Below are 15,805 nucleotides of genomic sequence, written 5' to 3' on the forward strand. Positions count from 1 at the left end.
CCCGCGCTGGACTTTAGACCCGCGCGGAAAGTCGGCCCAGCGATCGCTCCAGCATCATCAATTGCCACAGCACCCGGCTGTTATCGGACCGGCCCGAGATGTGGTCTTCCGCCAGTGTCGCCATGCGGGACGAATCGAGCCAACCCGACGCTGCCAGCGCGCCGCTTTTCGCCACTTGCCGCGCTTCGCCGGCCAGCGGGCCGCGAAACCACTGCGCCACAGGGGTGACGAACCCCATCTTCGGCCGATACAGGATATCGTCCGGCAGGTAGCGCTCCATCGTGTGCTTCAGCAGGTATTTCCCCTGCCTGCCCCTGATGCGCGAACGGTGCGGCAGGCCCGCGGCGAATTCGATCAGGCGGTGATCGAGAAGCGGCTCGCGCGCTTCCAGGCTTACGGCCATGCTGGTCCGGTCGACCTTTGTCAGGATGTCTCCGGGCAGCCAGAATTTCAGGTCCGCATATTGCGCCCGGTCGAGACCGCTTCGTGCAGGAGCATCTCGCATCAGTTCGAGGAAGGGTTGCTCGGCCGTATATTCGCCAAGGGCGCGGCGCATCTCGCCTGTGTAGAGCAAGCCGCGCTGTTCGGGTGCGAGAGCGGAGAGACCGCGGGCATAACCCTCGTCCCCATCGCTGGCGAGCGACTGGAAGGTCGATTTGGCGCGCAGGAAACGCGGTGCCCAGTCCGCTTTCGGCCAGACCTTCCCAAGCGTGCCGAAAACAGGCCCACGCAGGCCTTGCGGCAGCAGGCCCCTCACCTGTTCCTCCCGAGCGTGGAACACCTGCCTCCTGTAACCGGCAAACGCCTCGTCCGCGCCGTCTCCGGATAGCGCCACGGTCACGTTCTCGCGTGCCAGTTCGCACACGCGCAAAGTCGGCAGGGCGGATGCGTCGGCGAAGGGTTCGTCGAACATCGCGGCAAGAGAGTCCACGGCGCCGAAATCGTCCGGATCGACGATCCGTTCGCGGTGATCGGTCGAGAACAGGGCGGCCACCCTTTGCGCGTGCGACGTCTCGTCGAGAGCCGCCACATCGAACCCGATCGAACAGGTATTGACCGGCGCGCCGCTGTTCTCCGCCATCAGCGCAACGACGCTGGACGAATCCACGCCGCCCGACAGGAACGCCCCCAGCGGGACGTCGGACACCATGCGCGAAGTCACCCCTTCGCGAAGATGATGCAGCAATTGCGCCGAGAGGTCGGCTTCCGATCCGCTATGGCGCTTGCTGAAGTCGACATCCCACCACTGGACGGGGCGCGCCGGTTCCGCATCGTGTCGCAGAAGCCGGTAGTGGCCGGCACCCAGTTTCTCGACCCCTTTCAGGATCGAACGGTGGTCGGGGACATATCCCCAGGCGAGATAGTCCTCCACCGCCCTGGGATCGATATCGCGGCGGAGCAGCGGATGCGCGAGAAGGCCTTTCAGCTCGCTGGCGAAAGCGAAGCTGCCGTCACTGAGCTGCGCCGTGAACAGCGGCTTCACCCCCAGCCGGTCGCGCGCCAGGAACAGGGTCCGGTCGCCATGGTCGTAAAGTGCGAAGGCGAACATTCCGTTCAAGCGGCGCAGGCAGTCCGGGCCCCATTTCTGCCAGGCGGCGAGGATGACTTCGGTATCGCCATCGGTCCGGAAAACCGCGCCGAGACCGGCGAGTTCGCGCCGCAGCTCGGCAAAATTGTAGATCTCGCCATTGAAGACGATGGTCGCCCGGCCATCGGAGGAATGCATCGGCTGCGGCGACCCTTCGAGATCGATGATCGACAAGCGCCTGTGGCCGAGACCAACACCCTGCGCGGTCCATACTCCGGAACCGTCCGGGCCGCGGTGAGCCAGCGTGTCGGTCATCTGGCGCACGCGGGCCGGGTCCACCGGCTTCGGCGTCCCGACATGGAAAAGGCCTGCGATCCCGCACATGGCCGAGGCGCTAGGGCGTATCCAGAAGGCCGTCCATCCAGACGTCCTGCGGACCTGTGGACCGGCGGAATGCGGCAATGGCTTCGTCTGCCAGTATACCCGGCCTGTCTTCGGCCGAGACGATGACCGTCAGGGCCGGACGCGGCGTCAGCAGCAGCTTGTCGCGCATCGCCTCAAGCGTCAGGCGTGCCGCGCTGGCCGTGGTCACGTCCCCGATGCGCCAGCTGGTCTGCGCCAGCCGCTTCACCGATCCCAACGCAAAGAGATAATCCGAGGTCGCATCGGGCCTGCTTTCGCCGGAGCGAAGCCAGCGCCAGTCCGTGTCGGGCACCAGCGCCCCTTCCCCATACGCCGCCGGATCGCGTCCCGGTCCCTGCGTGGCATAGGCGGCTGCAAACAGATCTACGCGGCGCCCTTCCCCATCGACATAGGACGTGAGCAATCGCAGATCGGCTCCGCTAGCGCGCGGCTCCCAGTCCAGTTGCATCGATGGGGTTTCCTGCATCCAGCCGTCCACCTCCGGGGCCACAAGCCGGTCCGGGAGATCTGCTTCGAGCCGCGATGCAAGGGTGTTCCACGCAGCGAAAATCAGGATGATTGCTGCAATCGCAAGAAGGTTGTTCCGCCCCTGCGCCGTGAAAGCCTCCAGCTTCGAGAAAAACCTGCTTTCTGCCAATGCTTGCCCGTCGATTCCCGGCTCCTCCGGATCGCGGTCGAAGAAGCGCCACGCCGCCCCCAAAATCACGGCAACTACGATGGCGAAGAATATCCAGCCATAGAAAATGTGATCGAAGCCCGCAGCGAACTCGATACCCTGCGACTGGGCGATATAGATCGTCCCCCACGCGCGGACCCCGTTGGCGATGATCGGCACGGCGATGCAGGTCGCCATGAAGGCCAGCCTGCGGCCCCACCTCTCGAAGCATGTCTGGGCGACCAGCACGCCCAGGGCTATCATCGCGATCAGGAACTTCACGCCGGAACACGCCTCGGCCACTTCGAAAAGACCGGCAGGCGTATCGATGAACACGCCGTCGATGACCGCCGGGATGCCGCTGATGCGGGTGAGCCAGATGACCACGTCCGCGGTAATCATCTGCAGGGCCGGTACCAGTTCGTCACCGAACGGCACGAGGAAGACCATGTAAGCCAGCGGGAACAGCAGGCCAGCCGTTACCCGCGGCCCGAGTATCGCGAGAACACTCATCTGCAGCGCGCCCACCGCTCCGGCCTGAGCCACGATGTTCACGCCCGCCAGTTCTCCCAGCAGCCAGACGAACAGCGCACCGGCGACGAGCACGAAGCCAGGCCACCAGCCGAGCGGCTGCAGCTTGGCAAGCTCTGTCCGTCGCAGCCAGACAAGCCATGCGACGATGGGCGGGATGAACAGGATGTGGTTGTAGGTGGAGATGTTCCACCACTGTACCGCCATTTCGGCCCAGGCACTTGCCGTCAGGACCATCAGGGCGATCCAGCTCAGCGCGAGATGGGCTAGCGGCCTGCGCCAGGTCATCGGCAGGCGCGAGCGCCACCTTCCGGACCTGATGCCTTGCAGGGCGATGTCAGGCGGCATAGCGTAGCTCGCCCGTCATGATGTCATGGAGCGGAGCCAGCATGGCCTCCCACCCCTGCTCCCGCACTACGAAATCGCGAGCGGACTGCGCGATACGTGATGCAAGGTCGGCATCGCCGTGAAGCCTGTCCACGGCCTCCGCGAAATCGGCATCACCGCATGCAATGACGAAATGCGTGCCGTCGGCGGCGTCTATGCCCGTTGCCGCTTCGGGGGATAGGATGACCGGGCGTGCCATGGCCATGGCCCCCAGCACCTTGTTCTGGATACCCCGTGCGATGGTGAGTGGCGCAACCACCATGTCGGCCGATCGAAGAAATGGCTTCACGTCAGGAACTTCGCCCCAGATGCGAACACCCGGCTCTCCATCGCGGCTCTTCAGTGAAGGGACCGGCGCGCGGCCGACACAGTGGAACACCGCGTGCGGATGCTGCTTGCGAATGCGGGGCAGGATATCGTCGATCATCCGCAGCGCCGCATCCACATTGGGCGGATAATCCATCTGCCCGGTGAAAACGAGATTGGGGCCGATTGCCTTCTTTAGCGCTGGGTGGGTTGCCGTCTGCTGCGGGTCGAAAGTCACCGTATCGATCCCGTTCCGGATTGCGCGAATGTTTGCACCGGCGGGGTACTCCATGCGCGAGGCGAGCAGGCCCGCCTCGTTGTCGCTGATCAGGATGACCGTGTCCGCCCGGTGCGCCAGCCGTTCTTCCTCCCGTGCAAGGATGCGACCTTCCCGCCGGTCGATGATGGCGCGTGCGGAGTTCTTTTTGCCGTAAGCCTCGAACTTCGCCGAATCGACATCGCACAAATCGATCACGACCCGCCCGCCGAAACTGTCGGGAATATACTGCCCCATCTGGCCCGAGAAGACGAAGATGGCGTCGATTGGACTGCGCGCGATCGTGTCGTCGATAAAGGCGCGGATGCGGCGATGGTCGAATGCCGTGAGACTGACCGGTTTGCCGGCGAGCACTGCCTCCACCCCGGCAAGGGCAAGCGGCTTCGTCCGGCGGACCAGGCAATGGCTTTCGCATATAGCCGCAAGATCGGCCTCGGCTGCCATGTCCGCATCCGTTTCCCCGAAGGTCGCGGCGTGGACCCGGTGCTCTTTCGCGAGGGCCCGCAGCAGGTGGTGCGACCGTATCTTGTCACCGCGATCCGGCGGGAACGGGATACGGTGGGACAGGAACAGGATTTCCCCCATCACGCCAGTCCACGGGCAATGGGCGGACCGACCATGTTCGCCACGCCGAGCGGCAGCTTCTTCCACAGCTCGATCTTGCGGCTGTAGGCCTCGCTCGTCGGGTCGACATTGCGCGCCTGCGACGGATTGGCGGACCAGCTCGAATAGGTCAGCGGCTTCGGTTCGAAGCCCCAGTTCTTCTTGAACGCGAAGGGACCGCTGCCGGTCTTGCTGCGTCCGAAATCGAATGCGACACAGCCTTTGCGCCGGGCATGGCACATCAGCTCGTAATACATGACTTCGTTCGCGCGCAGGGTCCGTGCGTCCCATACGCCCCCGCCCCAATAGGGCATGACGTCGCCACGGTGGTAAAGCGACAGGACGCTGGCGACGGGACGGTCGCCGTCCCACACCGTCAGGATATCGGCATCGTCGCCAAACGCGTCCAGCATTGCGCCGAACAGGCTTCGCGGGAAGACCGGCGTGCCCAGATTGCGGACACTCTCGGAGTAACAGGCATAATGCGCCGCCCGGTCGGTCTCCCCGTTGCCCGTGCTTATGCGAAAGTCGTTCTTCAGTCCCTTGCGGACCTCGGCGCGGGCCTTGCGCGGGATGGCGAGCAATTGCGCCTCGTCGTCTTCGGCAAGTCCTGCGCGAAAACCGCAATGGCTGTCAGACTGTATGGTCCAGCCTTCGAGGGGGTCCCCGCCGCGAAGCTCTACCGATGCACAGGCCCGGCGCTCCGCCAGTTCGCACGCAGCCCGGGCAAGGCGCCGCGCGGTGCGCGGATCGCTTGCCAGAATGCCTCCCTCGACCCCGAAGCCGCTCGAAACGAGGGCGCGTGGAAATACGAGGGAATGCACCTCGGTCAGGGGCAGCCAGCCGATGATGGCGCCGCCCCGTTCCGCCAGCAGGCCGAGGGCTGTCTGGCCTGTGCCCTGCTCCACCGCCTTCAGCCAGCGTGGCAGGTGGAACGGGGACCCGGCGTTCGCGAAAACAAATTGCTCGATCCGCGCGGCTTCGCCGGGATCGGACAGGGCCGCCAGCGTCAGGACCTCGTCACACAGGCCGAAAGGCGCATTCACGCAGCAAGCTCCGTCGCATGCGGCGTCTCGCGGTGGGCGAGTGCATCCATCCGGCCCCATTCGAATTCGTGGACCAGTTCACCCAGCTTGCCGGCCATCTTGTCGAGATTGGTGTAGTGACGAAGGCGCGATTTCACCGGCGCATTCTCGACCCGCGGCTGCTTCGGGTCGATTTCCCAGGGGTGGAAATAGAACACGGCCGGACGCTCGTCGCGCCGGTTGACCTGCCTTATGGCCCACCGGCTGAAGGCGTAGGGCAGGACGCGGAAGAAGCCGCCACCGCCTGCCGCGACACGCTTGCCGCCGAGGATGGCCGTGGTCACCGGGATTTCCACAAGGTCCGACCACGGAAGCGGGCGGAATGCGAAACGCGGCGCTTCCCGCCAGCCGTAATGATCATGGGTGACCGGCGCCACGCTGGAGGAATAGACATATCCCTGCTCCGCCAGTTCCATGTAAGCCCACGGCGTGCGGTGGTCAATCGAGAAGCTGGGCGCACGGTAGCCGGTCACGCGCTGGCCGGAAGCATCCTCCAGGATCATGCGCGCCAGCTTCAGGTCGCCGGCAAACTGCTTGCGGTCGAAAGTAAAAACGCGCGCGTGGTCATAGCCATGGCTGGCAAGTTCGTGCCCGCGTTCGACGATGCGGCGCATCAGCGGCGCATTGCGCTTCGCCACCCAGCCCAGCGTGAAGAACGTCGCCTTCACGTCCGCTTCGTCGAACAGGTCGAGGATGCGCAGGACGTTGTCTTCCACCCGGCTGGCCAGGCTGTCCCAGTCGTCGCGCTCGATCACGGTTTCGAACGCGCCGACCTGGAACCAGTCTTCCACGTCGACGGACAGGCCGTTTACGACACGCGGCTTGGCTGAGGCTGTTACCTGCATGGGAGGGATCGCTTTTTTCGTAGTCAGGCCGCGCGTCGTTCGTCGCGCTCGATCCATTCGATCAGGATCGTGAGCACGTGACGGACAGACTGTTCCTGTTCGTCGACCCGCGCTTCCAGCGCGCTCAGGCGGTGGGAAATATCGGCGGAAACCGGCGTCGTATCGGACAGTTCGACGACGGCCTGCTGCAACTCGGCAATCTGGGCGTCACGCTCTGCCAGCAGCGCCTCGACTTGTTCCATGTCGACCCGCGGCGCGTGATTGAGCGGCGCGGGGGAGGTGACCTCCTTTTCCGCCTTCGCCATCGGCTTTGGCGCCGCTTCGGGGAAGGTGTTGTCGTTCGCCATTTCGTCCATCACCGATGCCAGCATCGACGCATCGATCCGCGTGCGCTGTTCGACAGCACCCAGCAGCAGGAGACGAGTCACGATCTGGTTCACGCGGCGCGGAATGCCGGCGGTCGCCTGATACAGCTCGGCGAACACGCGCTGGTCGAAAGCCGGATTGCCGTCCCAGCCCACGCATTGCAGGCGGTGTTCGATATAGGGCTGCAATTCGCCCGGCTCCATCGCGTCGAGATGGTGCGCGGCGATCACGCGCTGGCGCAGTTGCTCTAGCTCTTCGTGATTGGCGAGCGTGGCGCGAAACTCCGGCTGGCCCAGCAATAGTAGCTGGAGAAGCGGGTGGCTGCCGAGCTGGAAGTTCGAAAGCATCCGCAACTCTTCCAGCGCTTCGACCGAAAGGTTCTGGGATTCATCGACCACCAGCAGGCACCGGCGCCCGGCCCGCGCTTCCTCGTGTAGGAAGTCCTCGATCGCACCCAGCGCGCTGGCCTTGTCATGGCCCTCGATATCCAGGCCGAAGCTTTGGGCGACGATATGGACCAGTTCTTCCCCGTCGAGATTGCTGGTCACGATCCGGCCCACCGTCAGGCGTTCCGGGTCGATCTTCTTCATCAGATGGGCGACCAGCGTCGACTTGCCCGCGCCCACCTCGCCGGTGATCACGATGAAGCCTTCGCCTTGCGCCATGCCATAGCCGAGATAGCTCAGCGCCTTGCGGTGCGTGATGCTCTCGAAATAGAAATCCGGATCCGGCGTCAGCTGGAACGGTCGCCCGGTCAGGCCATAGAAATCGTCAAACATGCTGTGTCCCCGGATCAGAAGTCGTAGCGCAGGCCGAACAGGGCGGAGGCCGTTGTCAGGTCCTCCACCGACAATTCGCTGTCGAGATGGTCGATGGCGATGGCTGCGCGGGCCGACAGGCCCTGCCAGATGTACTGGTTGTACCCGGCCGATGCGCCAAGCACGGTCGCATCGCCCGCCGTGGGTGCGCCGTTGTCGATGTAGTTGATATAGGCATTGGCGTTGAAGCCGGCATCCCGGCCGATATCGCCGCTGACATAGACGGTCGCGTAGTAGTTCTCGTCCGTCAGGCCATCGACATTGCCAAGGATGGTGTTCTGCGCGGCGATGAAGGTGCGCCGGTCATAACCGAGGCCGATGCCGGTATTGATCCGTCCCAGTTGGCGCGAATAGCTGGCCGAGATACCGCGGCTGCGATAGGCGGCACTGCGAACGGACGACAACGCACCGCCAAGGCACGCCCCGCCATCCGCACCGGCTGTGCAGCCGTTGAAGTCCCCGGTCAACGGATTGCGCCCGGCAGTGAAGTCGGTCGACACATTGGCAAGCGCATTGTTCAGCTGACCGCCAAAGCCCGACACCGCATCGTAGACCGATACGTTGAGGGAGCTTCGCGCGTTCGGCGCGTAGGCGAAACTGCCGTAATAGGTGTCGCTGTCGTAGCGGCGGCCATAATGCGCCTCGAAAGCGGTGCGCGAGGACGGCCGCCAGACGACGCCGACATCCCAGATCAGCCCGTCGGTTTCGAAGGCGATCTGGCGCGGTGCGGATGTGTCGGTCACGAACCGGCCGCTCGCATCCACGACAGGATCGCCGGCCGCGTCGCGCACGACGTCGCGGCTGCTGACCTGCACGTCTTCGTACCCGACCCCGCCGACAAGAGCGACGGAAGGCGAGACCGGCACGGTGACGTCGGCCCGCGCATAGACGTCGCGGACACGCTGATCGAGGTTGGAGATGTCTTCCTGGTAGAAGCCGCCGCCGACACCCACGCCCACCGGCAGCACGTCGCCCGGACGCAATCCGGCATTCACGCTGGCCGAATGTACGGTGCTGTCGTCGAAGACATCGACGGGATCGCCGATGCCGTCGACCGGAACGATATCGGGGCCTTCCACGCGGTTGTAACCGAAGCGGTAATTTGCAGCGACCTGCGCCGCGCCCACATTGGTCGACAGGGTCGGACCGGCATAGACCGAGTAGATCTCGCCTTCGACATCCTGGCTGACACCCTCGACGGAATTGAAGGTGGATGACCCACTCTCACCCACGCGGGTACGTGCCGCGAGCGCGCCTGCCTCGACCGTCAGCACCTGCGGGACGACGGAGGTATAGCCTCGCGCAATGCCGGTCACCGTATCGCTGTCCACGGCGGCATCGCCATAGCCGATATTGCGTTCGTAACGGATCGATACGGAAGCACCGTTGTTGCGGCCCTGGACCGATGCATCGGCCCCGGCAGCCAGCTGGGTATAGGTCACGGTATCGCTGCCCGGCGAAAGTTCCTGCAGGACCACCTGGTTCACTTCCAGGTAGGGTTTGACGCGGGGCCTCTCCCGGGTCTGCAGCGGTTCGGCGCTGCTGACAGGGCCGCCGGCCTGCTGGCGACTGCTCCCCCCCGTAACTTCGTCATTCCCGTAATATTGCGCCTGCGCACAAACCGGCAGGGCAAGCGCTGCAAGAGCTACGGTTGTCTTGTAATGGACGCGCATGACCGGTGCCCTCACTTGTAATAGCTGCCGAAGCGGCGACCGCTCGGACTGAAATTGGTGGCGTTGAGCAGCATCTTGATGTCGTCGCAGGCGGACAGGAGGCGGTAGGAATCTTCCAGCGCGGTCCTTCCGGTCTGTTCTGCGCGGGCGACAAGGATCGCCTGCCCAACATGCTTGGCCAACTCGGCCGCGGTCGATGCGGCGAGCGCGGGCGGCGTGTCGAAAATGACCAGCCGGTCCGGATGACCCATGGTCAGCCGGTCGAGCACGTGCTGCGTCCGGTTGCTGGCGAGATATTCGGAATCGGCATTGGTCTGATTGCCGCTGGGCAGGACCCAGAGATTGCCGATATCGGTTCCGATGACATGGTCCTCGACGTCGCAATCGTCGTTGCTGAGGGCGTCCATGAACCCCGTCGATGCGGGAATACCCAGCATGTCCGGCAGGCTGGGCTTCGCGAAATCGGCGTCGACCAGCAATATCTCGAGGTCACGCTCGGCTGCGAGCGCGATGGCGAGATTGATCGCGCAATAGGTCTTCCCCTCGTCCGGATGGGGCGAGGAAATCAGGATCCGGCGGGAGGCCGAGGTTCCGCGATCGCGCGCTGCTTCCAGCACGTGCCGCTTCACGATGCGGAATTCTTCCAACAGCGCGCTGTTGCCGTCCTTGGGATTGATCAGGCCGTTTTTCGCAAGAATGTCCCGGTCGATGGAAACCGGCTTGCCGGTGAACGGTGTTCCGTATCCGCGTGCCTCGATCGTTGCCGGGGCGTGGGTCTTCTGGACGGCAGGGACGCTGGACGCCCGCTCCTCGGCCGGAGTTTCGGTGTCTGCGGAACCAGTCTCTTCCGGCGCCGCTTGATCATTCGCGCGCGCTGCCGAAGCGCCATGGTCCGGCTCGCGGTCGGTGACGGCAGGGCCGGCCTGTTCGGTGGCGGGCTTCCGCCGGACCGGACGCGCGCGTTTCATCGGGGCGTCGGCAAGCTTTCCGGGCATTGGCGCGGATCCGAAACTGTCGAGGCCGAATGCGCCGCTCGCCCGTTCGAACAGCGAGCTTTCGCCAGCCTTGCCAGTCTTGCTCTCATCGCCGTCCTCGGGAAGCGGGATCTTCTTGTGTTCGGTCATTACCTGATCCCCCTCACGCAACCGTGCCGACCTGGACGAATTCGATGCCGAGAAGGATCACGAACAATCCTCCCAGCGCGGCGGTCGCGGCGTAGAACATCTTCATCCGGCGAGCCTCGGCGGCGCGCTGCGCGTCTGTAAACGTGCGCGAAATTGCCCCGATCACGGGGACTTCCATTGCCCGCTCCAGCGAAGCGGTCGTGCTGAAGGTCGATTTGATCTGGCCAATCGCGAATGCCGCGCCGACCCCTGCGCCGAGGCCGGCAATCAGGACGCCGATCAATAGCAGGGGGCGGTTGGGCGCCGCCGGCTTCAGCGGCAGGGCGGGCGGTGAGATTACGTCGAACTTGAAAGAGCTGCGCTCGCTTTCGACCTGACCGCGCAGTTTCATTTCCTCGCGGTCCTGCAGCAAGTCGTCATACTTGGTCTTCAGGACCTCGTAATCCCGGCTGATGCGCTGCGCCTCGGCAGCAAGGGCAGGCTCGCTGGCCTGGTCTGCGATCATGGATGAGATGTCAGCCTGCAGCGAGGCCTTGCGCGCCATCAGCGCCTGCACATTCGCCTGCCGCTCCGCCCGGATCGACACGAGTGAGCTGTAGGCCGGATTGGGCGTGCTGCTGGTGCGGCTGGTCTGCGGCCCCTCGGCCGCAGCCTGCTGCCGCAGCAGCTGGACCTGCCGCTGGGCGGCGATCACGTCCGGATGATTGCTGGTGAGGCCCCGTGCCCGAAGCCCGGCCAGCTGCGACTGGGCCTGCGAAAGCGCAGCAGAGGCCGATCCCTGAGGCGACTGGATGGTCGCGCCGGGCAATGTCGCCGGTGTTCCGGCAAGCTGCCCCTGGATCGCGGCGAGCGCGCTCTGCGCAGCAGCAAGGTCCGCTTCCACGCCGCGCATTTCTGTGCGGGCATTCTGCAGCTTGTTCGAAATCGCTGCCGCACCGCCGATCAGTTCGGGATGCTCCGCCTCGAACGCGGTACGGCGCAGTTCGGCCGCCTCCAGTTCGCGGGCGCGTTCTTCCAGCTGCTGGTCGAGGAACACGACCGTTTCCGCGACTTCGCCGCGGCTGCCGGCGATGTTCTCTTCACGAAAAATATCGAGCAACTTCTGCACGACATCTTGAGCGAGAGCAGCGTTCTCCGCATCCGACAGTTCCGACTTGCCGATCGTCGCGCTGATCTCGAACAGATTGTCCTCTTCGCTGCGTACGGCAACATCTTCCGACAATTCGGCAATCTCGCGTTCCATTTCGCGCGGGGTGGAAACGCCCTGCCCCAGCTTGGTCGAACGGATGACCTTTTCGAGGTTCTCGGAACCGACCAGCGTCTGCTTGACGCGCGCAATGTCGGTCTTGTCGCTGCCTGCAATGCCGATCTGCTGGGCGAGCACGTCGTCCAGCTGGATGAAGATGCGCGATTTCGCCTCGTAGGAATTGGGGATCATCGCGACCACCAGCCAGCCGAGCAGGCAGACGCCCCACGCCACGCCGAGCACGAGCCACTTGCGTGCCCAGGCGGAATAGAGCGCGGAGCGCAGCTCGTCGAAAACTTCGTTCATCTCTCGCGGCCGCCCTTAGAAGTTGCTCTCGGGGATGATGATCACGTCCCCGGGCTTCAGCATGACATTCGCCTTGCTGTCGCCGCGCTTCAAAAGATCGGACAGGCGCAGGCCGTATTCGCTCTGCCTGCCTGCCTGGGGATCGAAACGGATCAGTTTGGAGCGGTTGCCTGCGGCAAATTCACTCAGGCCGCCGACCGCGATCATGGCGTCGAGGACAGTCATGTTGGCGCGGTAGGGGATGGAGGCCGGCTGCGCGGTCGCACCGATGATGCGAACCTGCTGGCTGAACGTCCCGGCAAACTCGGTCACGATCACCGACACGATCGGCTGTTCGATGAACTGGGACAATTGCAGCCGGATATCTTCCTGCAGCATCGCCGGTGTCTTGCCCACGGCCGGCATGTCGGCGACCAGGGGTATGGTGATGCGGCCATCGGGGCGCACCTGGATTTTTTCCGCACCCAGTTCCGGGTTGCGCCAGACGTGGATCGACAGCTGGTCGAGCGGCCCGATCACATATTCCTGGCTCGGCCCTTCCTGGTTGGCAACGAAGGCCGCCGGCGGCAGTTCGGGACCGCCCCCTGCTCCCGCACACCCGGCGAGCGCGAGCGTGGAGATGACGGACGTCGCGAGAATCTTGGTAATACCTTCTTTGGGCATCGAGATGCTTCCCTGGCCAGACCTTGGGGTTCGCAGCGCTCCGGCTTGTCCGGACACACTGGTCCCCGCGATTTGGGGCTTTCCTCGCCAAAAAGGGTGAACATCTCGTTAGTTTTTGGCAGTTTCCGGGGGGTGATCCCGTTTCGGGACAACGGACGCGTAAAGGTTAAGCGAGCATTTGCCTTGCCGGACCCTGGCCTAGGAACGCCGAAGGTGATGCGGTCGCGCCGTAAGCCCCGGCACAAAATACCGCCACGAGGTCGCCAACCTCTGCCCGGGGCAGTTCCGCCCGGTCCGCCAAGCGGTCGAGCGGTGTGCAAAGGCATCCGACCACGCTGGCCAGATCATCGGCGGGAGCGTCAAAATGGCTGGCAATCGCAACGGGATAATTGCGCCTGATGACCGTCCCGAAATTGCCCGACGCGGCTAGCTGGTGATGCAGGCCGCCATCGGTCACAAGGAAGGTCTCCCCATGACTGACCTTCCGGTCGACGATGCGTGTCAGGTAAACCCCGGCGAGCCCCACGAGATAGCGGCCGAGCTCGATACAAAGATGCGCGCTTTCCAGCGTTTCCGGCAGGGTATCGAATTTTTGCGTCAGCGCATCGCCGATGCGGGAAATATCCAGTTCCTCGTCGCCGAAGAAATACGGGATTCCGAATCCGCCCCCCATGTTCAGTTTCGGCAGGGGCTGTCCGATATCGCGCGCGATCCGGTCGGCAAGCTGGAGAACATTCGCCTGTGTCTCGATGATGGCGTCGGCATCCAGCGCCTGCGAACCGGTATAGATGTGAAGGCCGCGCCAGTCGGCTCCGGCTGCGATGATTTCGCGGCCCAGTGCAGGCACGCGCTCGGCATCGACACCGAACGGCTTGGCCCCGCCGCCCATCTTCATGCCGGAGCCCTTCATGTCGAAATCAGGGTTAACGCGAATGGCCAGACGGGGTGTCTGTCCCAGCTCATCACCGATCCGCAGGGCGCGGTGTGCCTCGGCCTCGGATTCCGTATTCAGCGTGACGCCGGCCTCGATCGCGGCACGCAGCTCCTCGTCCCTCTTGCCCGGCCCGGCAAAGCTGACGCGGCCCATGTCGGCACCGATTTCGCGCAGGATCGCAAGTTCGCCGCCCGAAGCAATGTCGAACCCGTCGACGAGGGGTTGCATATATTCGAGCAAGGGTTCGAAAGGATTGGCCTTGATCGCGTAATTGATACCCAGCCTGTAGGGCATGGAGGCACGAAGCGCGTCCATCCGCGCGGCCAGCCTGTCGCGGGAATACACGAACAGGGGCGTGCCGCCCGACTCTGCAACCAGATCGGACGCTTTCCTGCCGCCGATCGCCAGTTCGCCATCGACGGCCTCGTACCCGGCGGGGATCGGCCCGAGGGGCTTGGGTTTGATACTCATGCGCCGAATTCCCGTGCCAGCGCCGTCCTGTCTAGCTTTCCATTAGGGTTGAGCGGCATCGTCTCGCGCCAGTGAATTACGTGCGGTTGCATGAAGTTCGGTAATTCTTTCGCCAGCATTTTGGGTAGCTTCTCTTGGGCATCCGCAGCTTCCGGCTCTGCCCGCGCGACGAGGTGCACGGCCTGTCCCAGACGCTCGTCCCTGACGCCGAGAGCCACGGCTTCGGCCACCAGTCCGGTCGCCAGCGCCGCTTCCTCGATCTCCTGCGGGCTGATGCGGTTGCCGGAGCTCTTGATCATGGCATCGCGGCGGCCGACGAAATGGAGAAGTCCCTCTTCGTCCCGCACGACCCTGTCCCCGGACCATACCGCGGTGCCGCCATATCGCGACTGGGCGGGCGCAGGTTTAAACCGCTGGGCAGTGCGCTCGCTATCCTGCCAGTAGCCTCGCGCGACCAGCGGTCCGCAGTGCACCAGTTCGCCCTCCTCGCCCGGCCCGGCGACGCTGCCTGCATCGTCGATCACCAAGATCTCGGCAAAGGGGATGGCCGTGCCCATCGATGTCGGGTGCCGCGTAACAAGGTCGGGCTCGAGATAGGTCGAGCGAAAAGCCTCTGTCAGGCCATACATCGGGAACAGCCACGCATCCGGGAAGATGGCGCGCAAATCTTCCACCAGCTGGACCGTCAGCGCCCCGCCCGAATTGGTCAGGCGGCGCATTGATGCAGAGGCCTCCTCGCTCCACTCCACCTCGGTCAACTGCACCCAGAGTGGCGGAACCGCAGCCAGCGTCGTGACACGGTGCTTCGCGCATGCTTTCACAACGTCGCGAGCGAAGAGGTAATCGAAGGGCACCACGCTGGCACCGGCATACCAGGCATTGAGCAGCTGGTTCTGGCCATAATCGAAGCTGAGCGGCAGGACGCCGAGCACGACATCGTCTGCTTCCATTCTCAGATAGTCGGCAACGCTGGCCGCGCCCAGCCACATATTGGCATGGCTCAGCATCACGCCCTTGGGCCTGCCGGTCGATCCGCTGGTGTAGAGGATGGCTGCCAGTGCACCGGGATCGGCATCGGACGGGCCAAGCGTCCTGCCATGGTCCTCCGCCAGCGTCCATGCCTCGCCCTCTTCGACCAGGCGCAGCCCGTCCGGCAATTGCTCGTCTGCCAGCGCTTTCAACCGAGAGGCCGTGCCGATCAGCAGCTTCGGCGTGCAGTCGGACAGGATATGCGACGCCTGCGCCCGCTTCAGGAGGGGGTTTACCGGCACGTGGACTAGACCGGCTCTCGCGCAGGCAAGCGGAAGCAGGCAGGTCATCTCGCCCTTCGCAGCCCAGCTCGCGACCCGCGCACCTTCTTCCGGCACGACGTCCTTCAGCCATGACGCCAGCAGGGCGACACGGCTTCTTAAGTCCTCGTAACTAAGGGTGCGTTCGCGCAGCACCAGCGCGGGCGCATCGTCCGCACCGCGCAGGACCAGGTGATCGAGCGGTTTCGGCGTCTCGCCGGGCTGGTCTTCGCGGGTCGTGTCGGGCCGGGGCTGCATGGAAACGGAGAATTGTC

At 64.4% G+C, this 15,805-nt stretch carries 12 protein-coding genes; all 12 read right to left on the reverse strand.

Features of this window, described 5'->3' with window-relative positions:
* Window positions 1-13: 13 nt before the first annotated feature.
* On the reverse strand, window positions 14-1,912 hold the full coding sequence (locus ACGHJ7_RS11140; RefSeq protein WP_390477506.1) for an XrtA/PEP-CTERM system amidotransferase: 1,899 nt from the start codon (window positions 1,910-1,912) through the stop codon (window positions 14-16).
* 10 nt (window positions 1,913-1,922) lie between these two features.
* Window positions 1,923-3,425 carry an exosortase A gene (gene xrtA / locus ACGHJ7_RS11145; RefSeq protein WP_390477509.1) on the reverse strand — a complete coding sequence of 501 codons (1,503 nt, stop codon included), beginning with the start codon at window positions 3,423-3,425 and terminating at the stop codon, window positions 1,923-1,925.
* A 49-nt stretch (window positions 3,426-3,474) separates the two neighbouring features.
* Window positions 3,475-4,692: a TIGR03087 family PEP-CTERM/XrtA system glycosyltransferase gene (locus tag ACGHJ7_RS11150; RefSeq protein ID WP_390477708.1), complete on the reverse strand. Its 1,218-nt coding sequence runs from the start codon at window positions 4,690-4,692 to the stop codon at window positions 3,475-3,477.
* Window positions 4,692-5,756, reverse strand: a complete 1,065-nt coding sequence (locus ACGHJ7_RS11155; protein WP_390477512.1) for a FemAB family XrtA/PEP-CTERM system-associated protein — start codon at window positions 5,754-5,756, stop codon at window positions 4,692-4,694. The genes ACGHJ7_RS11150 and ACGHJ7_RS11155 overlap by 1 nt, the downstream gene beginning before the upstream one ends.
* A complete protein-coding gene (locus ACGHJ7_RS11160; RefSeq protein WP_390477514.1) occupies window positions 5,753-6,640 on the reverse strand; it encodes an XrtA system polysaccharide deacetylase in 888 nt (295 codons plus the stop codon). Before ACGHJ7_RS11160 ends, ACGHJ7_RS11155 begins: the two co-directional genes overlap by 4 nt.
* A gap of 23 nt (window positions 6,641-6,663) precedes the next feature.
* A complete protein-coding gene (locus ACGHJ7_RS11165) occupies window positions 6,664-7,785 on the reverse strand; it encodes an XrtA/PEP-CTERM system-associated ATPase (RefSeq protein ID WP_390477517.1) in 1,122 nt (373 codons plus the stop codon).
* 14 nt (window positions 7,786-7,799) lie between these two features.
* On the reverse strand, window positions 7,800-9,497 hold the full coding sequence (locus ACGHJ7_RS11170) for a preprotein translocase subunit YajC (protein WP_390477520.1): 1,698 nt from the start codon (window positions 9,495-9,497) through the stop codon (window positions 7,800-7,802).
* Between the two features lie 11 nt (window positions 9,498-9,508).
* Window positions 9,509-10,621, reverse strand: a complete 1,113-nt coding sequence (locus ACGHJ7_RS11175) for an AAA family ATPase (RefSeq protein WP_390477523.1) — start codon at window positions 10,619-10,621, stop codon at window positions 9,509-9,511.
* Between the two features lie 13 nt (window positions 10,622-10,634).
* Window positions 10,635-12,173 (reverse strand): XrtA system polysaccharide chain length determinant, encoded by a 1,539-nt coding sequence (locus tag ACGHJ7_RS11180; RefSeq protein ID WP_390477525.1) that lies wholly within the window; start codon window positions 12,171-12,173, stop codon window positions 10,635-10,637.
* Window positions 12,174-12,188: 15 nt separating this feature from the next.
* Complete coding sequence (locus ACGHJ7_RS11185) at window positions 12,189-12,836, reverse strand: XrtA/PEP-CTERM system exopolysaccharide export protein (RefSeq protein ID WP_390477527.1); 648 nt, start codon at window positions 12,834-12,836, stop codon at window positions 12,189-12,191.
* A 166-nt stretch (window positions 12,837-13,002) separates the two neighbouring features.
* Window positions 13,003-14,241, reverse strand: coding sequence for a pyridoxal-dependent decarboxylase, exosortase A system-associated (locus ACGHJ7_RS11190; RefSeq protein WP_390477530.1), 1,239 nt, complete (start codon window positions 14,239-14,241; stop codon window positions 13,003-13,005).
* Entirely contained in the window at window positions 14,238-15,788 is a 1,551-nt protein-coding gene (locus tag ACGHJ7_RS11195) for an acyl-CoA ligase (AMP-forming), exosortase A system-associated (protein WP_390477533.1), read from the reverse strand. The genes ACGHJ7_RS11190 and ACGHJ7_RS11195 overlap by 4 nt, the downstream gene beginning before the upstream one ends.
* Between the last annotated feature and the right edge of the window lie 17 nt (window positions 15,789-15,805).

Source organism: Altererythrobacter sp. MTPC7, assembly GCF_042851395.1.
Classification (GTDB): domain Bacteria; phylum Pseudomonadota; class Alphaproteobacteria; order Sphingomonadales; family Sphingomonadaceae; genus CAJXSN01.